The sequence below is a fragment of the Streptomyces sp. NPDC012510 genome (genome assembly GCF_042955065.1).
Lineage (GTDB): Bacteria > Actinomycetota > Actinomycetes > Streptomycetales > Streptomycetaceae > Streptomyces.
The window spans coordinates 126,584-145,263 of the sequence record NZ_JBIBEN010000019.1; the positions used below are offsets into that span (position 1 = coordinate 126,584).

General features: G+C 71.4%; 19 protein-coding genes and 1 riboswitch. Of the genes, 14 read left to right on the forward strand and 5 right to left on the reverse strand.

Annotation, left to right across the window (positions count from 1 at the left end; all coding sequences use genetic code 11):
• Nucleotides 1-5 precede the first annotated feature (5 nt).
• From ACFY9I_RS30740 to ACFY9I_RS30760, 5 genes are read left to right on the forward strand one after another with little or no spacing between them, the layout of a single operon-like run.
• The gene (locus tag ACFY9I_RS30740; RefSeq protein ID WP_391007483.1) at nucleotides 6-1,343 is read left to right on the forward strand and encodes an enolase C-terminal domain-like protein; all 1,338 of its coding nucleotides are present in this window, start codon (nucleotides 6-8) and stop codon (nucleotides 1,341-1,343) included.
• Nucleotides 1,340-2,170: an SDR family oxidoreductase gene (locus tag ACFY9I_RS30745; RefSeq protein WP_391007484.1), complete on the forward strand. Its 831-nt coding sequence runs from the start codon at nucleotides 1,340-1,342 to the stop codon at nucleotides 2,168-2,170. Before ACFY9I_RS30740 ends, ACFY9I_RS30745 begins: the two co-directional genes overlap by 4 nt.
• Nucleotides 2,167-3,165 carry an aldo/keto reductase gene (locus ACFY9I_RS30750; protein WP_391007486.1) on the forward strand — a complete coding sequence of 333 codons (999 nt, stop codon included), beginning with the start codon at nucleotides 2,167-2,169 and terminating at the stop codon, nucleotides 3,163-3,165. The genes ACFY9I_RS30745 and ACFY9I_RS30750 overlap by 4 nt, the downstream gene beginning before the upstream one ends.
• On the forward strand, nucleotides 3,162-3,473 hold the full coding sequence (locus ACFY9I_RS30755) for an L-rhamnose mutarotase (protein WP_391007488.1): 312 nt from the start codon (nucleotides 3,162-3,164) through the stop codon (nucleotides 3,471-3,473). The genes ACFY9I_RS30750 and ACFY9I_RS30755 overlap by 4 nt, the downstream gene beginning before the upstream one ends.
• On the forward strand, nucleotides 3,470-4,342 hold the full coding sequence (locus ACFY9I_RS30760) for an amidohydrolase family protein (protein ID WP_391007490.1): 873 nt from the start codon (nucleotides 3,470-3,472) through the stop codon (nucleotides 4,340-4,342). Before ACFY9I_RS30755 ends, ACFY9I_RS30760 begins: the two co-directional genes overlap by 4 nt.
• On the opposite strand, the gene ACFY9I_RS30765 is transcribed toward ACFY9I_RS30760, so the two are convergent.
• The 4 genes from ACFY9I_RS30765 to ACFY9I_RS30780 are packed head-to-tail and all read right to left on the reverse strand — an operon-like array spanning nucleotide 4,324 to nucleotide 7,120.
• On the reverse strand, nucleotides 4,324-5,199 hold the full coding sequence (locus tag ACFY9I_RS30765) for an ATP-binding cassette domain-containing protein (RefSeq protein ID WP_391007492.1): 876 nt from the start codon (nucleotides 5,197-5,199) through the stop codon (nucleotides 4,324-4,326). The two genes, ACFY9I_RS30760 and ACFY9I_RS30765, sit on opposite strands and share 19 nt — an antisense overlap.
• The gene (gene cbiQ, locus ACFY9I_RS30770) at nucleotides 5,196-5,945 is read right to left on the reverse strand and encodes a cobalt ECF transporter T component CbiQ (RefSeq protein ID WP_391007494.1); all 750 of its coding nucleotides are present in this window, start codon (nucleotides 5,943-5,945) and stop codon (nucleotides 5,196-5,198) included. The genes ACFY9I_RS30765 and cbiQ overlap by 4 nt, the downstream gene beginning before the upstream one ends.
• 6 nt (nucleotides 5,946-5,951) lie before the next feature.
• Nucleotides 5,952-6,416 (reverse strand): energy-coupling factor ABC transporter substrate-binding protein, encoded by a 465-nt coding sequence (locus ACFY9I_RS30775; protein ID WP_391007496.1) that lies wholly within the window; start codon nucleotides 6,414-6,416, stop codon nucleotides 5,952-5,954.
• Nucleotides 6,413-7,120, reverse strand: a complete 708-nt coding sequence (locus tag ACFY9I_RS30780; protein ID WP_391007498.1) for an energy-coupling factor ABC transporter permease — start codon at nucleotides 7,118-7,120, stop codon at nucleotides 6,413-6,415. The genes ACFY9I_RS30775 and ACFY9I_RS30780 overlap by 4 nt, the downstream gene beginning before the upstream one ends.
• Before the next feature lie 29 nt (nucleotides 7,121-7,149).
• Nucleotides 7,150-7,334: riboswitch (cobalamin riboswitch) on the reverse strand.
• A gap of 246 nt (nucleotides 7,335-7,580) precedes the next feature.
• Here ACFY9I_RS30780 and ACFY9I_RS30785 point away from each other — a divergent pair.
• The 8 genes from ACFY9I_RS30785 (at nucleotide 7,581) to ACFY9I_RS30820 (ending at nucleotide 16,590) form a co-directional block, all read left to right on the forward strand.
• Nucleotides 7,581-8,327: a DUF1775 domain-containing protein gene (locus ACFY9I_RS30785; RefSeq protein ID WP_391007500.1), complete on the forward strand. Its 747-nt coding sequence runs from the start codon at nucleotides 7,581-7,583 to the stop codon at nucleotides 8,325-8,327.
• A 95-nt stretch (nucleotides 8,328-8,422) separates the two neighbouring features.
• On the forward strand, nucleotides 8,423-10,009 hold the full coding sequence (locus ACFY9I_RS30790; protein ID WP_391007502.1) for an ABC transporter substrate-binding protein: 1,587 nt from the start codon (nucleotides 8,423-8,425) through the stop codon (nucleotides 10,007-10,009).
• Nucleotides 10,010-10,029: 20 nt separating this feature from the next.
• Entirely contained in the window at nucleotides 10,030-10,998 is a 969-nt protein-coding gene (locus ACFY9I_RS30795; RefSeq protein WP_391007504.1) for an ABC transporter permease subunit, read from the forward strand.
• An 11-nt stretch (nucleotides 10,999-11,009) separates the two neighbouring features.
• Nucleotides 11,010-11,975, forward strand: a complete 966-nt coding sequence (locus ACFY9I_RS30800) for an ABC transporter permease subunit (RefSeq protein ID WP_391007506.1) — start codon at nucleotides 11,010-11,012, stop codon at nucleotides 11,973-11,975.
• 449 nt (nucleotides 11,976-12,424) lie between these two features.
• Complete coding sequence (locus ACFY9I_RS30805) at nucleotides 12,425-13,441, forward strand: oligopeptide/dipeptide ABC transporter ATP-binding protein (protein WP_391007572.1); 1,017 nt, start codon at nucleotides 12,425-12,427, stop codon at nucleotides 13,439-13,441.
• Complete coding sequence (locus ACFY9I_RS30810; protein ID WP_391007507.1) at nucleotides 13,434-14,087, forward strand: ATP-binding cassette domain-containing protein; 654 nt, start codon at nucleotides 13,434-13,436, stop codon at nucleotides 14,085-14,087. The genes ACFY9I_RS30805 and ACFY9I_RS30810 overlap by 8 nt, the downstream gene beginning before the upstream one ends.
• Nucleotides 14,088-14,197: 110 nt before the next feature.
• Nucleotides 14,198-15,325, forward strand: coding sequence for a HoxN/HupN/NixA family nickel/cobalt transporter (locus ACFY9I_RS30815; RefSeq protein WP_391007509.1), 1,128 nt, complete (start codon nucleotides 14,198-14,200; stop codon nucleotides 15,323-15,325).
• Between the two features lie 146 nt (nucleotides 15,326-15,471).
• Nucleotides 15,472-16,590, forward strand: a complete 1,119-nt coding sequence (locus ACFY9I_RS30820) for an ABC transporter substrate-binding protein (RefSeq protein ID WP_391007511.1) — start codon at nucleotides 15,472-15,474, stop codon at nucleotides 16,588-16,590.
• On the opposite strand, the gene ACFY9I_RS30825 is transcribed toward ACFY9I_RS30820, so the two are convergent.
• On the reverse strand, nucleotides 16,547-17,038 hold the full coding sequence (locus ACFY9I_RS30825) for a MarR family transcriptional regulator (protein ID WP_391007513.1): 492 nt from the start codon (nucleotides 17,036-17,038) through the stop codon (nucleotides 16,547-16,549). The two genes, ACFY9I_RS30820 and ACFY9I_RS30825, sit on opposite strands and share 44 nt — an antisense overlap.
• 256 nt (nucleotides 17,039-17,294) lie before the next feature.
• Between ACFY9I_RS30825 and urtA the strand changes: the two genes are divergently transcribed.
• Nucleotides 17,295-18,545, forward strand: a complete 1,251-nt coding sequence (gene urtA / locus ACFY9I_RS30830; RefSeq protein WP_391007515.1) for an urea ABC transporter substrate-binding protein — start codon at nucleotides 17,295-17,297, stop codon at nucleotides 18,543-18,545.
• Nucleotides 18,546-18,680 lie beyond the last annotated feature (135 nt).

Here is an 18,680-nt window from a genome sequence, read left to right on the forward strand (position 1 = left end):
CTGTTGTGACTGCAATCCCCGGCCGGATCACCGCGGTCGACACCTATGACATCCGCTTTCCCACCTCGCGGGAGCTGGACGGCTCCGACGCGATGAACCCGGACCCCGACTACTCGGCCGCGTATGTGGTGCTGCGCACGGACGCCGGCGACGGCCTCGAGGGCCACGGTTTCACCTTCACCATCGGTCGGGGCAACGACGTCCAGGTCGCCGCCATCACAGCTTTGCGGCCCCATCTGGTGGGCCGTTCGGTGGCGGAGGTGTGTGCCGATCCCGGTTCGGTCAGCCGTGACCTGGTCGGTGACAGCCAGTTGCGCTGGCTCGGTCCGGAGAAGGGTGTGATGCACATGGCGATCGGCGCTGTCGTCAATGCCGTGTGGGACCTGGCCGCCAAGCGGGCCGGGCAGCCGCTGTGGCGTCTGCTGGCCCACGCCTCACCGGAGTGGCTGGTCTCCCAGGTCGACTTCCGCTACATCGCCGACGCTCTCACCCCCCAGGACGCCCTGCGGCTGCTGCGCGAGGGCCGGGCGGGGCTGGCCGAGCGGGAGGCGACCCTCCTGGAGCGCGGCTATCCCGGCTACACCACCTCACCGGGGTGGCTCGGCTACTCCGACGACAAGCTCACCCGGCTGGCCGAGCAGGCCGTCGCCGACGGCTTCACCCAGATCAAGTTGAAGGTCGGCGCCGACCTCGACGACGACCTGCGCCGGATGCGCACCGCCCGGGCCGCCGTCGGCGACGGCATCCGCATCGCCATCGACGCCAACCAACGGTGGAACGTGGACGAGGCGATCGAGTGGACCAACGCGCTCGCCGAGTTCGATCCGTACTGGATCGAGGAGCCCACCAGCCCCGACGACGTCCTCGGCCATGCCGCCGTCCGCCGGGGAGTCGCCCCCGTGAAGGTCGCCACCGGCGAACACGTGCAGAACCGCGTCGTCTTCAAGCAGCTCCTCCAGGCCGGCGCCCTCGACTTCCTGCAGATCGACGCGGCCCGGGTCGGCGGCGTCAACGAGAACCTGGCGATCCTGCTGCTCGCCGCCAAGTTCGGCGTCCCGGTCTGCCCGCACGCCGGGGGAGTGGGACTGTGCGAGCTGGTGCAGCACCTGTCGATGTTCGACTACCTGGCCCTCTCCGGCACCACCGAGAACCGCGTGATCGAGTACGTCGACCATCTCCACGAACACTTCACCGCGCCCGTGGTGATGCGCGACGGCCACTACACCGCCCCCCTGACGCCCGGCTTCTCCGCCACCATGCACCCCGAGTCCCTCGCCGAATACCGTTACCCGGACGGCGCCTTCTGGGCCGCCGACCTCGCTGAACGGGAGGAAGTCGCATGACCGGATTCACAGGTGAACCGAGCGGACCCACAGATGAGCCGAGCGGACCCACAAGTGAACCGAGCGGACCCACAGGTGAACTGACCGGGCTCAGGGCGATCGTCACCGGTGGCGCCTCCGGTATCGGGCTGGCGACGGCCCGACTGCTGGCCGCACGGGGCGCCGCGGTGGCCGTACTCGACGTCGACCCCGCCGGAGCGACCGCGCCGCTGCTCGCCCTCAAGGCCGATGTCACGGACGACGCCTCCGTACGGGCCGCCGTGACGGAGGCCGTGGAACGGCTCGGCGGCCTCGACATCCTCGTGAACAACGCCGGCATCGGCGCGCAGGGCACCGTCGAGGACAACTCCGATGCCCAGTGGCACCGGGTCCTCGATGTCAACGTCCTCGGCATGGTGCGCACCAGCCGTGCCGCCCTGCCCCACCTGCGTCACTCGTCGCACGCGGCGATCGTCAACACCTGCTCCATCGTCGCCACCGCCGGCCTGCCCCAGCGTGCCCTCTACTCCGCCAGCAAGGGCGCCGTCCTCTCGCTGACCCTCGCCATGGCCGCCGACCACGTCCGCGAGGGCGTCCGCGTCAACTGCGTCAACCCCGGCACCGCCGACACCCCCTGGGTCGGGCGTCTCCTTGACGCCGCCGACGATCCACAGGCCGAGCGTGCCGCTCTCAACGCCCGCCAGCCCCTGGGTCGCCTCGTCACCGCCGACGAGGTCGCCGCCGCGATCGCCTATCTGGCGAGTCCCGCGGCGGCCTCCGTCACCGGCACCGCCCTTGCCGTCGACGGCGGTATGCAGGGGCTCCGGCTCCGCCCGGTCGGCTCATGAGGACCGGCACCCTCGGCCGCACCGACGTCCGCGTCACCGATCTGGCGTACGGCGCCGCCGCCCTCGGCAACCTCTTCCGCCCGGTGACCGACGAGGAGGCCGCCGCCGCGATCGACGCGGCCTGGGACGCCGGGATCCGCACCTTCGACACGGCGCCCCACTACGGCCTGGGCCTGTCCGAACGCCGCCTGGGCGCCGCGCTCGGGGGCCGCCCCCGGGAGTCGTACACGATCTCCACCAAGGTCGGCCGACTGCTGGTGGAGAACGAGACCGTCGCAGGCGACGACCTGGCGAACGGCTTCGCGGTCCCGGCGACCCACCGCCGTGTCTGGGACTTCACCGCCGACGGCGTCCTGCGTTCCCTGGAGTCCAGCCTGGAGCGGCTCGGCCTGGACCGCGTCGACATCGTCCTCCTCCACGACCCCGACAACCATGTCGAGCAGGCCCTGCGCGAGGCATACCCGGCGCTGGAACGTCTGCGCGACGAGGGCGTCGTCGGAGCCATCGGCATCGGCATGAACCAGTGCGCCGTACCCGCCCGCTTCCTGCGGGAGACCGACATCGACGTGGTGCTGCTGGCCGGCCGCTACACCCTCCTCGAACAGGAGGGGCTGGACGAGCTGCTGCCCGAAGCCGCCGCCCGGGGGCGGAGCGTGCTGATCGGCGGTGCCTTCAACTCGGGCCTGCTGATCGACCCCAAGCCCGGCGTCACCTACGACTACGCCCCCGTACCGCAGCCCGTGCTCGACCACGCCCTGCGGTTGAAGGCCGTCACCGAACGCCATGGGGTACCGCTGCGCGGCGCCGCCCTGGCCTTCCCCTCCGCCCATCCGGCGGTGGCGGCCGTGCTGACGGGCGCGCGCTCCGCCGAGGAGGTGCGTGACGCGGTCGACCTGCTCGGCCGCCGATTCCCGGCCGCCCTCTGGGACGAACTGCGCGCCGAGGGGCTGCTGAGCCCGAACACCCCCGTTCCGCACACCGAGGAGCCGTCGTGAGAGTCGCCCTGCACACCAAGGTCCGTGCCGACCGCGTCGAGGAGTACGAGGCCGCGCACCGCGAGGTCCCCGAGGAGCTGACCACCGCGATCCGCGCCGCCGGGGTGAGCGAGTGGACGATCTGGCGCAGCGGCACCGACCTCTTCCATCTGCTGGAGGTCACGGACTACGCGGCGATGATCGCGGAACTGGAGAAACTTCCGGTCAACATCGCCTGGCAGGCCCGTATGGCCGACCTTCTGGACGTCGTCCACGACTACTCGGCCGGGGGCTCCGGCGCGGGACTGCCCGTGGTGTGGGAACTGTGACCGGCACGGACGACACCGACGCCTGGACCGTCGACGCCCACCATCACGTCTGGGACCTCTCCGTCCGTGACCAGGACTGGATTACCGGGCCCGAACTCGCCCCGCTGCGCCGGGACTTCACGCTCCACGAGCTGGAGTCGGAGGCGCGCCTCGCCTCTGTCACCGCCACGGTCCTGGTGCAGACGATCACCGTGCCCGAGGAAACCCCCGAGTTCCTGGCCCTCGCCGCCGACAGTGACGTGGTCGCCGGGGTCGTCGGCTGGACCGACCTCACCTCTCCCGCCGTCGCCGACGCCCTGGCGAAGCTACGCGAAGGCCCCGGCGGCGAGCATCTCGTGGGCATCCGCCACCAGGTGCAGGGGGAAGCCGACCCGCACTGGCTGACACGCCCGGACGTACTGCGCGGCCTGGCCGCCGTTGCCGACGCGGGGCTCGTCTACGACCTGCTGGTCAAGCCGCACCAGCTCCCGGCCGCCGTGGAGGCCGCGGCCCGGCTCCCCCACCTCACGTTCGTCGTCGACCACCTGGCCAAGCCGCCCATCGCATCCGGCGAGCTGGAGCCGTGGGCGGGGGAGATACGGCGACTGGCGGCTCTGCCGAACACGGTGTGCAAGCTCTCCGGCATGGTCACCGAGGCCGACTGGCACTCCTGGCGCGTCGCGGATCTCGTCCCGTATGCCGACACCGTGCTGGACGCCTTCGGCCCCGACCGGCTGATGTACGGCTCGGACTGGCCGGTCTGCCGGCTCGCCTCCGACTATGCCGGAGTCCTCGGCGCGGCCGAGGCGTTGATGTCCGGACTGAGCGCGGCCGAGCAGCGGGAGGTCTTCGCGGGCACCGCCGTCCGTGTCTACGGCCTGCGGATCTGAGGCAGCCGCAGACCCGCTTCGGTGTCCGCCCCTGCCAGGGCGGCCAACTCGTCCGGGCTGCGGGGGCCGAGCTCCTCCTCGCTCAACAGACCCCGTCCCCGCAGGAGGTGAGTCACCGCGACCCCCCACGGCAGCCGCAGCCCCGCCTGTTGCAGGAGGTCCGTGCGGGCGAGCATGGTGGCCACGGGGCCGGTGCGCGCACCGGACGGGGTGAGCAGTGCCGCGTCGTCGGCCCACCGCAGGGCGAGGTCCACGTCGTGGGTGGCCATCACGACGGTGGTGCCGGACCGGCGCAGCTCGTCCAGGGTGGCGAGGAGCCGTTCCTGGCCGTCGGGGTCGAGCCCGGCGGTCGGCTCGTCGAGGATCAGGACACGCGGTCGCATCGCGACGGCCCCGGCGATGGCGGTCCGCTTGCGCTGGCCGAAGGAGAGCAGATGGGTGGGCCGGTCGGCGAGCGCGGTGATGTCGAGGGCGGCGAGCGCCTCGTCCACCCGGGCCCGCACCCGCTCGTCGGGCAGCCCGAGGTTCAGCGGCCCGAACGACACGTCCTGTGCGACGGACGCCGCGAAGAGCTGGTCGTCGGGGTCCTGCACGACCAGTTGCACGGTCGTACGCAGCCGGGTCAGGCCCTTGCGGTCGTACCTGACCGGCTGCCCCTCCACCGTCAACTCGCCGGTGCGGGGCCGCAGTCCGCCGCTGAGCAGCCGCATCAGCGTGGTCTTACCGCTGCCGTTGCGGCCCAGCAGGGCGAGCGCGCGACCCTCGGGCACTTCGAAGTCGAGGTCGCTGAGCACGGCCGGGCCGTCCTCGTACGCGAAGGACGCGCCCCGCAGGGAGACCAGCACGGGCTCGCTCATGTCAGCGGCCTTTCCAGGACGAAGGTGAGAGCGGCCACGGCCGCGAGGAGCGCGACGCTGGCCGCGGTGAAGCGGGCGGAGACCCGGGCCTCGGGCACCAGAACGTGCAGGGCGCCGTCGTACCCCCGTCCTGCGAGCCCGGTCTGCAGCCGCGCCGCCCGGTCGAAGGCCCGCACGAACGCGGTGGCGCCGAGACCGGCGAGCGAACGCCAGGCGGCGGCCCGTGTGGTGTGCCCGAGACGGGCCGCCTGTGCCTCCCGGATCCGGCGCACGGAGTCCAGCAGCAGGAAGCTCATGCGGTACGTGACCAGGGCGACGTCCACGACCGGCGCGGGCACCCCGGCCTTGACCAGACGGGGCAGCAGGTCGGACATCGGGGTGGTGAAGGCGAACAGGAGGACGCCGAGGGACGCGGCGGAGGTGCGCAGCAGCAGCTCACTGGCGCGGACCGGACCGCCCTCGGCCAGGGTGACGAACCCGTCGGGCCCGCCGACCTGGACGAGCAGGGGCAGCGCCCCCGTGACACAGAACCCCAACGGCACCCGGTAGGCGCGCCACAGTCGGCGGCCGGGTACGCCCGCCGGGCCCAGCAGCACGGCGAGCGCGGTCAGCAGCACCAGGGCGGAGCCGGGCCACGGCGGCAGGGAGATCGCGAGCAACGTGAGGCCGAGCCCCAGCACGGCCTTGTCCACGGGATGGCGGCGGCGCCAGCGGCTGCTGTGCGCCGCCGCGTCGATCGGCAGCACGAGGGGTCAGCCCCGTCCGGCGGTGGATTCTCCGGAGCCATCCGGTGATGTCCCGTCACTCGCCCGGGGTGCGGCGGTCGAGGAGGCGGACGGGGCCCCCGGGGCTTTCGTGTCCGACGGGGCCGCCGGGCTCGCGCCGCCGTCCTCGGCGCTGTTCCACCCCGCCCGTGCGCGTGCCTCGCCCTGCCGTCGCCCCCGGTGCAACCCGAAGTAGTACGCGAGGACGCCCGCGCCCAGCGCGGCCTGGAGGGCGAACAGGGCGGACTCGATCTCGCCGGAGGGCGGCTCGTACAGCGGGGAGAACCACGGCTCGTAGTCCGGCTCGATCTCGGTGATCGCCGTCTCCGCCTCGCCGTCGGCGCCCGCGAAGGGCTCCTCCTTGTGGTCGCCGAGGCCGAGGGCCAGCGGCAGGACGGCGAGCGCGGCCACCACGAGCAGCAGCAGGACGTTGATCCTCGTGTTCCGGTTCATCGGGCCACCGCCTCGGCATCGGTCTCGGTCCGGTTCGGCTTTCCCGCCAGGAGCACACCGAGCCGGGTCAGTTCGCCCTTGCTCGACTGCACCAGCAGACGCATCACCAGCACGGTGAGCAGACCCTCGCTCACCGCGAGCGGGATCTGGGTGACGGCGAAGATGGAGCCGAACTTGCCGAGCGCGCCCGGGAAGCCGCTGCTCGGGTCGGGGAACGCCAGCGCCAGCTGGACGCTGGTGACGCAGTAGGTGACCAGGTCGGCGACGAACGCGCCGAAGAACACCGTGACCATCAGAGGCACGTCGAACCGCCGCAGCAGCCGGTAGAGGCCGTAACCGGCCCAGGGTCCGGCGATCGCCATCGAGAAGACGTTGGCGCCGAGCGTGGTCAGGCCGCCGTGCGCGAGCAGCAGCGCCTGGAAGAGCAGGGTGATGGTGCCGAGCACCGCCATGATCGGCGGCCGGAACAGGATGGCGCCCAGCCCGGTGCCGGTGGGGTGGGAACAACTCCCGGTGACCGACGGCAGCTTCAGCGCGGACAGGACGAACGTGAAGGCCCCCGAGGCGCCGAGCAGCAGTGTGCTCTCGGGATGCTCCCTGACCTCACGGGTGAGTGACCGTACTCCGTGGACGACGAACGGCGCGGACGCTACGCCCCAGGCGATCGCGTGCGCCGGGGGAAGGAAACCCTCGGCTATGTGCATGGCTCAGCAGACCCTCTCCAGCACCTCGTGGATGGTTGACGCGCCTTGGCCGGTCTCCTGGCTCACGGGTACCACCGCCCGTGCTCCGCCTTCCCGGGTCACAAGGACCCAGTGGCTGCCCGCGAGGGCCGGAGCCGGACTTCCCGATCACAGTGGCGAGGGCCGCACCGGCATCACACCGGATTTCCCGTTCACCAAGGCGTGGTGACAGTAGTGCCCGTACAAGGGCGCTGACAAGCGCGGGACGAGGGCGCGAAAGCGGTGGTGAACAGCACACACCCCGCCGCACACCCCCTCAGTCACACCCGGCACACACTGTCGGGGCAACGGGCGGCCTTGCCCGGGTGCGACGACTTCACCGGTGCGACCGGTCTCCCGGTGTGCCCTGGTCACCCTTGGCCGGGGTCCTCGCCCTGCGCTTGAATGCACTCTTCACACCGCCGTCACAAGGGAGTTAGCCGTGCACCGCCCGACTCTGGCACCCAGTACGCGCCGTCTCGGCGTCCTCACCGCCGTCGCGTTCGCGGTCACCGTCGCCATCGCGGCACCGGCCGCGGCCCACGCCGAGGTCGAGGCGGAGGGCGCCCGAGCCCTCGACCAGAACGTCGAACTCACCTTCTCCGCGGAGTCGGAGTCCTCCTCCGCCGGCATCACCAAGCTGGAGGTGATCCTGCCCGAGGGAATCGCCCCGGCCGACATCACCTACGAGAAGGGACCGGACGGCTGGAAGTTCGCCTCCACCGGCCGGGGCTACACCGTCTCGGGGGAGAAGCTCGCCGTGGGGGCGGACGCCGAGTACGTCGTCACGGTACGGCAGTTGCCCGATGCGAAGTCCCTGGTCTTCAAGACGCTGCAGTCCTACAGCGACGGCAGGGTGGACCGCTGGATCGAGCTGGACGACGCCGGCGAGGACGACCACGGTCATGGCCATGGTCACCCCGCGCCCAGCCTGGACCTGAAGGCCGCCGCCCCCGGCGCGAAGCCCGTGAGCCCGGCCCCGAGCCCTTCGGAGGAGCCCTCGACGGCCGCGTCCTCGTCCGAGCCGAGCACGCGGGCCTCCGCACCGTCGGCGGAGTCCGCGGCGGACAGCACCGACGGCGACGACGGACTCCCCCTCGCCGTCCCCCTGGGCATCGGCGCGGCCGTCCTCGCCCTGGGTGCCGGAGTGTGGTGGTTCCGACGCGGCCGCCGGAGCGGCACCACCTGACGGAACCGGCGGGGACTGACGCCCGGCTGCCAGGGGTAGCCCTTACTGCGACTAACATGCAACAGCGTGTTTTCTGCAGTAAGGGTGTGAGGCTCATGACGTCCCGACCGATACGAGGCGCCGCCGTCGCGGCGGCGGTGGCCCTCGGGGTCACCGCGTGCTCGGCGCCGGGCGGTGGCGCGGACGGCGGTGACTCCGCCGAGGCCGTCGTGATCGGGGTGGCGTCCGAGCCGGAGACCCTCAGCCCGCTCCTCGGCTACGGCAAGGACGGCAACTCCAAGATCTTCGACGGTCTCCTCGCCCGGGACGCCGATCTGGAGCTGAGACCCGCGCTGGCGAAAGCGCTGCCGGAGGTCGCCGACGGCGGCCGTACCTACACCTACACCTTGCGCGAGGGCGTGGAGTTCAGCGACGGCGAGCCCCTGACCTCAGCCGATGTGGTCTTCACGTACCGGACCGTCCTGGACGCGAAGACCAACAACACCGCCCGCAGCGAACTGGACGCCGTCAAGGAGGTGCGGGCGGACGGCGACGACAAGGTCGTCTTCACCCTCAAGTACCCCTACGCGCCCTTCGCCGGCCGCACGGTCCTGCCGATCGTCCCCGAGCACATCGCCCGCGAGCAGGACCCCAACTCCGGGTCCTTCAACACCGAGCCGGTCGGCACCGGCCCGTACGTCCTCTCCGCCTGGAGCAAGGGCGAGAAACTCACCTTCAAGGCCAACCCCACCTACTGGGGCGGTGCGCCGAAGGTGAAGAAGTTCACCATGGCGGTCATCGACGACGACGACGTACGCGCCACCCGGCTGCGCTCCGGCGACCTCGACGGCGCGGTCCTGCCGCCCAACCTCGCCGCGACCTTCAAGGACGACGGCGCCCGCAGGACCTACCAGGCGGAGTCCTACGACTACCGCACCGTCACCCTCCCCACCGAGAACGAGGTCACCGGCGACCGGGCGATCCGACAGGCGCTCGACGCCGCCGTGGACCGCGAGGCCATGGTGGACAAGATCCTCGACGGGGCGGGCCACCCGGCCTACGGGCCGCTGCCCACCGAGGACCCGTGGTTCGCCCGGGGCATCGAACGCCCCCAGGACCTCGGCAGGGCCGGGCGGATCCTCGACGAGGCGGGCTGGAAGGCCGGCGCGGACGGCATCCGGGCCAAGGACGGCCGCAAGGCGGCCTTCACCCTGCTCTACCCCTCCGGCGACAAAGTCCGCCAGGACCACGCCCTGGCCTACGCCTCCGACGCCAAGAAGGCCGGCATCGAGGTGAAGGTGGAGAGCGCCACCTGGGAGGTCATCGAACCGCGCATGAAGAACACCGCGGTGCTCGCGGGCTTCGGCAGCACCGGCGACCCCGACTACGGCCTCTACACGATGCTGCACTCCTCCCTCGCCGGCGACGGCTTCAACAACATGGGCCGCTACGACAACCCGGCCGTGGACCAGGCCCTCGACACCGGCCGCCGCACCCAGGACGAGGCCGCCCGCAAGACGGCGTACGACACGCTCCAACGCGAGCTGGTGAAGGACCCCGGCTACACCTTCCTCACCCACATCGATCACGTGTACGTGCTGGCCGACCGCTGGGACGGGCTGACCACGCAGGTCGAGCCGCACGAGCACGGCTTCGCCAGCGGACCGTGGTGGAACATCGAGGACTGGCAGCCGAAGAAGTGACCCGACTCCCCTGGGGAGCGATGGCACGACTGGCGGGACGGCGGGCCCTGTTCGCCGTCCCCATCGTCCTCGTCGTCACCTTCGGCGTGTTCGCGATCGCCGCCGCCTCCCCCTTCGACCCCGTCAAGGCGTACGCGGGCACCGCCGCCCTCGGCGCCGACCAGGAGACCCTGGACCGGCTACGGGCCAACCTCGGCGTGGACGAGCCCTTCGCCGTGCGCTGGTGGCGCTGGCTGACCTCCGCGCTCACGGGTGACCTGGGCCGGTCCACTGTGATGCGGCAGCCGGTCGCCGAGGTGATCGGTGAACGCCTCGTCTGGTCGACGCTGCTGTGCGCCGTCGCGTTCGCCGTCGCCGTACTGCTGGGGACCGTGCTCGGTGTGCTCGCCGCACGCCGCCCGGGGAGCCCGCTCGACCGGGCCGTCACCTCCGTCGCGTACGCCCTGGAGGCGGCCCCCGTCTTCTGGATCGCCCTACTCGCCATCTGGCTGTTCGCCCTCCGACTGGACGTGCTCCCGGCGGGCGGTCTGACGGACACCGCCAGCGAAGTGGTCACGGCGGGGCAGGTCGCGAGCCATCTCGTCCTGCCGGCGGGTGTACTCGCCGTGTCCCAACTGCCCTGGTTCACCCTGTACGTACGGCAGGGCGTGGGCGACGCGTTGGCGGAGGACCCGGTACGCGGCGCCCGCGCCCGAGGCCTGAGCGAAGGCACGGTCCTCCTGGGCCACGCGCTGCGCTCCGGACTGCTGCCGGTGCTCACCCTGATCGGCTCCCGCGTGCCCGAACTCATCACCGGCGCCCTGCTCGTGGAGAGCGTCTTCAGCTGGCCCGGCATCGCGGCGGCCACGGTGGAGGCGGCCACCGCCGTCGACTTCCCGCTGCTCGCCGCCCTCACCACGCTCGCCACCGTCGCCGTCCTCGTCGGGAATTTGCTGGCGGACCTCCTGTACGGCCTGATCGACCCGAGGGTGAAACTCAGTGAACTGTGACGGTGATTCCCATGGCTGAATCGACAGTGGCCGACAAGGCGGCGGGCGCCGGGGAAGCGGCTGACCGGGCGACGGGTTCCGGGACGGCGGCCGACAGGGCGGGCGGGACACCGCCCGAGTCGGCGTGGCGGTCACGGGGCACGGACCGTCGCTCGACCCACACCCTGCGGCTCCGCACCTCCGCCGCGCTCGTGGCGGTGACCGTGCTCGCCGTGCTGCTCGTCCCCCCGCTGGTCCAGCTCGACCAGCAGGCCGTCGACCTGGCCGCCAAGCTGCAACCGCCCTCCTGGGCCCACCCGTTCGGCACCGACGACGTCGGCCGCGATCTGCTGCTGCGCTGTGTCTACGGTCTGCGGGTCTCCCTGCTCGTCGGGCTCGCGGCCGCCCTCACCGCGACCGTGATCGGCACGGCCGTCGGGGCCACGGCAGGGGCGCTGGGCGGTTGGCCCGACCGCCTCGTCATGCGGCTGGTCGACACCGTCTCGTCGGTGCCCCATCTGCTGCTCGGCATCTTCATCGTGGCCATGTTCCGGCCGGGTGTCTGGCCTGTGGTGGTCTCGGTCGCGCTCACCCACTGGCTCTCGACCGCGCGCATCGTGCGCGCCGAGGTGCTGTCCCTGCGCTCGCGGCCGTACATCGACGCCGCCGTGTCCGGGGGCGCCTCCCGGTGGCGGGTGACCGTACGGCATCTGCTGCCCGGCGTGCTGCCCCAGGCCGCGCTCGCCGCCGTACTGATGGTGCCGCACGCCATGTGGCACGAGTCCGCCCTGTCCTTCCTCGGACTCGGCCTGCCCACCCACACGGCCAGCCTCGGCACCCTCGTCCAGAGCGCCCGGGGCTCCCTCCTCGCCGGCCAGTGGTGGCCGACCCTCTTCCCCGGCCTCTTCCTGATCGTCCCCACCCTCGCCATCGCCGGCCTCGCCGGAGCCTGGCGCGAACGGATCAACCCCCGCCGCCGATCGGAGCTGATGCTGTGACTGCCGGACCCGACGCGGAGCCGACCGAGGCCGGTGACCGGGCCGTCGGTGGTGTGGGCGGGGCCGACGCCGTGGTCGCCGACGCCGTGACCGTCGATGTCGTCGCCGAGGGCGCCGGAGCCGACGCCGGGACGGCCGGAGCCGCTTCCCAAGTCGCGGCCGTCGACGCCGAGATCGCAGGGGTCGTCGGCGGGGCCGCCGGAACCGAGGCAGGGGGTGCCGGAGTCGACGCTCAGGCCGTCGGGATCGCCGGGCCTGACGCCAGGACTGCCAGGCTTGTCGGCGGTGCCGGGGCCCCTGACGGGGGCACCGGTGTCAGCCCCGGTACAGCTGGGGCCGTCCGGACCGGCGCAGGGCACTGCGGAGCGGACGCCGTCGTCGGCGGAAGCGTCGCCGTGGCCCGGCGGCCCGCCGTGCTCTCCGTGCGCGGGCTTTCCGTACGCTTCCTCATGCCCGGCGGACGCCGTGTCGCCGCCGTCACCGACGCGTCCTTCGACGTCGGGGCCGGTGAGTGTCTGGCCCTGATCGGGGAGAGCGGCTGTGGGAAGTCCGTTCTGGCGTCCGCCCTCCTCGGACTGCTCCCCGCCAACGCGCAGACCAGGGGAGAGGCCCGGCTCGGCGCGCTCGACCTGCTGGGCGCCGACGAACGCACCCTCGCCCGCACGGTGCGAGGCCGTCTGATCGGCCTCGTCCCGCAGAGCCCGGCGGCGCACCTCACCCCCGTACGCACGATCCGTTCGCAGGTGGAGGAGACGGTCGCTGCACTCACCGGTGTGCGGGGCCGTGCGGCCCTGCGCGACGCCGCCGAAGCGGCCGCCGAGCGAGCCGCGTTCCCGGCGGACCACCTCGACCGGTACCCGCACGAACTCTCCGGCGGCCTCGCCCAACGTGCCGCCACCGCCCTCGCCCTCGTCGGCGACGCCCCCCTGCTGCTCGCCGACGAACCCACCACCGGCCTCGACCGCGACCTGGTGGACCGCACGGTCGACGAACTACGCCGTCACGTCGACGCCTCGGACGGCGAGGACGCCACCGGCCGGGCCCTGCTGGTGATCACCCACGACCTCTCTGCGGCCGAGCGCGTCGCCGACCGGGTCGCCGTCATGTACGCGGGCCGCATCGTCGAACTCACCGACGCCACGACGTTCTTCGGCACTCCCGGCCCACGCCACCCGTACAGCCGGGGCCTGCTCGAAGCCCTGCCCGACCGCTCCTTCACCCCGATCCCCGGCATGCCGCCCGAACTCGCCGACCTCCCCGCAGGCTGTGCCTTCGCCGCCCGCTGTGACCGGGCCACCGACATCTGCGCCACGCCGCCACCGGTGACCGACGGCATCGCCTGCCACCACCCGCACGGCCGCAGCCCTCACCGGGAGGACTCCCTCCGGAAGGACCCTCTTCGGGAGGACCCTCTTCGGAAGGACCCACAGCCCGTCACACCCACCTCGGAGGACATCCGTGCTTGACCTGAGCGCCATCACCGCCGGATACGACCGGCGCGCTCCCGTCGTGCGGGACGTCTCCCTGACCGTCGACCCCGGCGAGGCCGTCGGACTGCTCGGCCCCAGCGGCTGCGGCAAGTCGACCCTCGCCCGGGTCGCCGCCCTGCTGCACCGCCCCGACGCCGGAACGCTCACCCTGGAAGGCGCACCCGTACGCCACTGGAGGCACCGCGCCCCACGTGAGCAACGCACCGCCTTCGGCGTCGTCTTCCAGCAACCCAGACTCTCGGCGGACCCCCGGCTGCGGCTCACCGATCTGATCGCCGAACCCCTGCGCGCCAACGGGCGCCGAGCGGAGGCACCGGACCGGGTCGCCGAACTGGCGTCGACCGTAGGGCTCACGCCGGACCTGCTGAGCCGACGCCCGCACGAAGTCAGCGACGGGCAGCTCCAACGGGCCTGCCTCGCCCGCGCCCTCGTGCTCCGCCCCCGCTGGCTCATCTGCGACGAGATGACCGCCATGCTCGACGCCTCCACCACCGCCGCGCTCGTCGCCGTCGTCGAGGAGTACCGGACCACCACCGGCGCTGGCCTGCTCGCCGTCGGCCACGACCGCGAACTCCTCGGGCGCTGGTGCGACCGCACCGTCCACTGGGAGAACCTGACCTGACCGAAACGTGGCATGAGCTTTACTGCCACCTTCTTGCAGCTGCCAAGATGTCGCACAAGGCTGAAGGGACTCGACGACCCGCGCTGCACACCAAGTGAGGCACACGCCGCATGGCCACCGTTCCCGACACCGCCCGCCCGACCGCCACCCCCGAGCCGGGCGGCTTCTCCTGGCGTCGTGTCCGCGCCTCCATGACGCGCAAGGAGTGGACGAGCCTCGGCGGGATGGCCGCCTCCATCCTGGCGCTGCATGTCATCGGCTGGTTCACCCTGGTGGTGATCGTCGCCCCGGAGCACTACAGCGTCGGCAGCAAGACCTTCGGCATCGGCATGGGGGTCACCGCCTACACCCTGGGCATGCGCCACGCCTTCGACGCCGACCACATCGCCGCCATCGACAACACCACCCGCAAGCTCATGGGTGAGGGGCAGCGCCCGCTGTCGGTCGGTTACTGGTTCTCCCTCGGCCACTCGTCCATCGTGTTCGTCCTGACCTTCCTGCTCACCCTCGGTGTCAAGACACTCGCCGGGCCGGTGCGCGACGACGGCTCCGGCCTGCACGACATCACCGGCTGGATCGGCACCACGGTCTCCGGGGCCTTCCTGTACGTCATCGCGATCGTCAACCTGGTGATCCTGGTGGGGATCTGGAAGGTCTTCCGTGAGATGCGCTCGGGCGCCTTCGACGAGGCCGCGCTGGAGGAGCACCTGAACAGCCGGGGCTTCATGAACCGGCTCCTCGGCCGGCTGATGAAGTCCCTCACCAAGTCCTGGCAGATGTACCCGATCGGCCTGCTCTTCGGTCTCGGCTTCGACACGGCGACGGAGGTGGCGCTGCTCGTGCTGGCCGGCTCGGGCGCGGCCTCCGGGCTGCCCTGGTACGCGATCCTGTGCCTACCGGTCCTGTTCGCGGCCGGCATGTCACTCCTCGACACGATCGACGGCTCGTTCATGCACTTCGCGTACGACTGGGCGTTCTCCAGGCCGGTCCGCAAGGTCTACTACAACCTCACCATCACCGGCCTCTCGGTGGCCGTCGCCTTCCTCATCGGCACGGTCGAACTGCTCGGTCTCATCGCCGACAGGGCGCACCTGCACGGCGCGTTCTGGGACCGGGTCTCCGGTCTCGACCTCAACATCGTCGGCTATGTCGTCGTCGGCCTGTTCTTCGTCACCTGGGCGGTCGCCCTGCTGGTGTGGCGGTTCGGACGGATCGAGGAGAAGTGGACGACAGGCTGAACCGTGCCCAGCCACTTCGCTACGAGTACCAGCCGCCCGCCTCCAGCGGTGCGACGACCAGCCGCCGCACCGACCCTCCCTGCGAATCGGTCTCGAATCCTGGGCCCGGCCTGGGGCGCCGATGACGATCACGCCATCATGAGGCCATGAACCGGCCACCGCCGCGCCTGCACACCCCCGAGTGGTTCACGGCCGACGACTCCACCCTGAACGTCGCGCTCGTCTTTCCCATGCAGGGCCCCGCCGGGATCTTCGGACCCGCCTGCGGGGCGTGCGCACGGCTGGCCGCCGAGGAGGTCAACAAGGCCGGGGGAGTGCTGGGCAGGGAGCTGCGGCTGATCGAGGTCGACGGCGGGGCCGGTCCCCGGCGGGTCGCGGAACACGTCGAGGCCCTGGTCGCCTCGGGCGTGGTGCAGGGGGTCACCGGCTGGCACATCTCCTCGGTGCGGCAGGCGGTGGCGCCGCGCATCGCCCACCGGGTGCCGTATGTGTACACGGCCCTGTACGAGGGCGGTGAGCGCACGCAGGGTGTCTTCATGACGAGCGAGACGCCCTCCTGGCAGTTGCTGCCCGCGATGCGTCTGCTCGCCGAGTCACGGGGAGTGCGCCGCTGGTTCGTCGTCGGCAACAACTACGTGTGGCCCCGGCACACCGCCCGCGCGGCTCGCGGGTACGCGCGCGAGTCCCGGGGCCGGGTCTGCGGCGAGGCGTATCTGCCGCTCGGCACCGAACACTTCGAGGACGTCCTGCGACGCATCGAGCGGGCCGACGCCGACGGGGTGCTGATGCTCCTGGTCGGCAGTGACGCGGTCCGCTTCAACCGCGCCTTCGCCGCCTCCGGGCTCGACCGGCGGTGTCTGCGGCTGAGCACGCTGATGGACGAGAACATGCTGCTGGGCAGCGGTCCAGAGGCCACCCTCGACCTCTACAGCACGGCCGGTTTCTTCGCCTCGCTCGCCGATCAGAACACCCTGGACTTCCACGGCCAGTACGCCGCCCGCTTCGGCCTGGAGGCGCCGGTCCCGGGGAGTCTCGGCGAGTCCTGCTACGAGGGCGTCCTGCTGCTCGCCGCGCTCATCGAGCGGGCACGCGCGCTGGACGTGGCCGCGATCGGGGCGGCCGCCGACCGCGTCTCGTACGAGGGGCCGCGCGGCCTGCTGCGCCTGGACGGCCGGCATGTGCGCCAGCGCATCTACCTGGCGCGGGCCGACGGTCACGACTTCAACGTGCTCGCCCAGCTGCGCGCTCCGTACGACCTGCGCTGATTCCGCCCCGGCCGTCGTCGTTGCGGCCCTCCAGGGCCCGGGCCAGCCGGTCCAGCAGGACTTCCAGCCGCTTGACGTCCTCCTCGCTGGACAGGGGCTCCAGCTCGGCCCAGTCCGCCCGTACCTCACGGGCGAGCAGCTGCCGGCGCTCCATGCCCCGTGGGGTGAGGTGGGCGAGGACGCGGCGCCGGTCGGTGGGGTCGACGCGACGGAACACCAGGTTCTGGTCGACGAGTTGGTCGATCAGCTTGGTCAGGCTCGGCGCCGGGAGGAAGGCGTGCTCGGCGAGGGCCGTCATGTTGTGGCCCTGCCCGTCGGAGAGCAGATCCAGGACCCGCCATGTCTCCACGGAGCAGTCGAACCCGTCCAGCACGGACTGGACTCGGCGCACGGACAGACGCTCGGCACGGGTCAGCAGATGGAGCAGTTCCTGGGGCCGCCTCGCCATCGCTCTCCTCAACTCGCGTTCCCACGCCCCTGCCACGGGGATGCCCCGAGCCTACCCGCGAACAGGGCGCCCCTGACGGCGAAGCCGGGAACAACCTTTCCACAGGAAGTAATAAATCTTCTGTGACCTCGAAAAATACTTCCCCTGGAAACTGTTCTTCAATTGCCCCGAAACACGAGGGAAACACTTCGCTCGCAGGCTGTGGACGCACTTCCGCTCCCCTTCGCAACGCCCTTCGTGGGCAAGGAGGTATTGCATGTCCGGGTTCAGTATCAGCAGACGCGGTCTCCTCGCGGGCGCTTCGGCGGTCGGCGCGACCGCCGCCCTCAGCGCGTGCGGCGCCAAGACCGGCAGCGCCACGCCGTCCTCCGGCGCCCAGGCGGACACCTCCGGCGACACCGTCAAGGTCGGTCTGCTGAACTCGCTCTCGGGCACCATGGCCATCAGCGAGGTCACCGTCCACAACGCGCTGCTGCTCGCGGTGAAGGAGATCAACGCCGCAGGTGGCGTCCTCGGCAAGAAGCTGAAGCCCATCAGCCAGGACGGCGCCTCCGACTGGCCGACCTTCGCCGAGAAGGCGGAGGCCCTGATCACCGACGACAAGGTGGTCGCCACGTTCGGCTGCTGGACCTCCGCCAGCCGCAAGGCTGTCAAGCCGGTCTTCGAGCGCTACAAGTCGCTTCTCTTCTACCCCGTGCAGTACGAGGGCCTGGAGCAGTCCCCGTACATCTTCTACGTCGGAGCCACCACCAACCAGCAGATCGTGCCCGCCCTCGACTACCTCAAGAAGCAGGGCCTGACACGTCTGTACCTGGTGGGCAGCGACTACGTCTTCCCGCGCACCGCAAACAAGATCATCAAGGCCTACGCGGAGGCCCAGGGCATGAAGGTGGTCGGCGAGGACTACGCCCCGCTCGGCTCCACCGAGTTCAGCACCATCGTCAACAAGGTCAAGGACGCGGGCGCGGACGCCGTGTTCAACACTCTCAACGGCGACAGCAACGTGGCCTTCTTCAAGGAGTACAAGTCCGCCGGGCTGACCGCCAAGAGCCTGCCGGTGCTCTCGGTGTCCATCGCCGAGGAGGAGGTCAAGAGCATCGGCACCCAGTACCTGGAGGGCCAGTTGACCGCCTGGAACTACTACCAGACCACCCCGGGCGCGGCCAACACCAAGTTCGTGGCGGCCTACCAGGCGGCGTACGGCAAGGACAAGCCGACCAGCGACCCGATGGAGGCCGCCTACATATCCGTGTACCTGTGGAAGGAGATGGTCGAGAAGGCCGGCTCGTTCGACGTGGCGAAGGTGAAGAAGGCGGCGGACGGCATCGAACTCGACGCCCCCGAGGGCAAGGTGACGGTCGACGGCGCCACCCAGCACGTCTACAAGACCGCCCGCATCGGCAGGATCGGGTCGGAGGGCCTGATCGAGGAGGTCTGGAACTCCGGCAAGCCGATCGAGCCGGACCCGTATCTGAAGGGGTACGACTGGGCCGCCGGGCTGTCCTGAATCTGACGGTGAGTGGGGTTGCTCGCACAGTTCCCCGCGCCCCTGAAATCAGAGGCTGCGCCCCGTGCTTTTCGGCCCGCAGGCCGTCGTCCTTCAGGCCCGCAGGGCCGGATCTTTCAGGGGTGCGCGGCCTGA